The organism is Methanoculleus sp. MH98A (assembly GCF_000691865.1).
Classification (GTDB): Archaea; Halobacteriota; Methanomicrobia; order Methanomicrobiales; family Methanoculleaceae; genus Methanoculleus.
The window spans coordinates 1-1,358 of record NZ_JMIO01000168.1; the positions used below are offsets into that span (position 1 = coordinate 1).

Below are 1,358 nucleotides of genomic sequence, written 5' to 3' on the forward strand. Positions count from 1 at the left end.
CTCCTATTGCCTGTATCGATGACGCCGTGAGGATCGCGAAATCGTCACAGTCCCCCTTTAACCCGAGATTGATCGTTCTGCTTGCCGGCGAGTAGTAGTTGAAGCCTTTGGGGTCGTTCACGTAAGTCCATCGCTTGTAGATCTTCTCCCACATATCGCATATCTGCGCGAAATTGTAATTCCCGCCATGACTTCTATCGATCAAACTCAGAGCGTAATCTCTGGTTGTGGGATCGGTATAATCCATCGCCTCAGCGACTTTTGAAGATTGAGTACTCCAGAAAGATGTAACCGGAGTGGAGGTGGCTTTCGGGGTAGCTGTCCCTGCGGCGACGATGGATGAGGAAGGGGTTGCATCAGCATCTCCGGAGGTCGCAAGAGTAAACCCATGGTACAGTGTAAGAGCAACGACGAGGATCAGTATCAGATTCCCCAGCGTTTTTAAGAATCCTGCCCCGCTCGATGATGAGGTATCCTGATATTCGTGCCTTTCGAAGGGCAAGAAATCTCCGTTATATTCGATATATTCCTGACCCCTGATGCTCACGTGGTGAGCATTGCTAAAAGTGTATTCACTCCCGTCTATTGTGATGTCTTCGTTGGGAACATAGAATTCACCATCAATCTCTCTCGTATCGAAAGGAAAAAAGCCCCTGTCGAAGGATAAAAACTCGCCATCATGTTCGATATATTCCTGACCGTCGGCGATCACGTGGTGGACACAATCGAGGATGCGTGCTCTCCCCTTGATGGTAATCGGCTCGTTATAGACGTAGAACTCGTTTTCGATGTGCACATCGTCCGTGTCTTCATCGGGAGCGAGATCCTCTAAAGCGTCAAGATATGCATCATATTCATGTCTTATTTCTGGATTGGAGAGTGCCTCGTATGCCTGTTGGATCTTTTGGAAATTTTCACGGGCCCGTGGGTGCGAGGAGACATCGGGGTGGTACGTTTTTGCAAGACTTCGATACGCTTTGTTGATTTCAGAGAGACTTGCGCTGCGATCCAATCCCAATGTTTCGTAGTAGCGATACTTATCCTTCATTCAACCATCTTCTAACTGCCCGATTGCTAAATTGAGAATTGGATCGTACTCATATAACTATTTACATTTGCGCGCGGGGTGGAAGCGCAAAAAGGGTTAATTGAGAGTCAGAGAATACGTTACAGATCTTCCTGATTTCGCACCAAACAAATCTGTATTGTCAATAACAAAATAATACTGCTGATTATCTGGTTGGGTAAATGCGATGTTTACCTCCTTCCTATCTGACCAATACTTGCCATTGATCTTTGTCGTATACCTGCCGCTATCAAGCGCGCGATCATATATGTTGTAATTCTTGGCATCCAGT

At 46.6% G+C, this 1,358-nt stretch carries 2 protein-coding genes; both read right to left on the bottom strand.

The annotated features are described in order from the left end of the window. A partial coding sequence (locus EI28_RS13245) for a J domain-containing protein (RefSeq protein WP_052379754.1) occupies positions 1-1,048 on the bottom strand: 1,048 nt, incomplete at its 3' end. Between the two features lie 96 nt (positions 1,049-1,144). Continuing rightward, the coding region (locus tag EI28_RS15100; protein WP_231476819.1) for a hypothetical protein at positions 1,145-1,358 on the bottom strand (214 nt) is incomplete at its 5' end.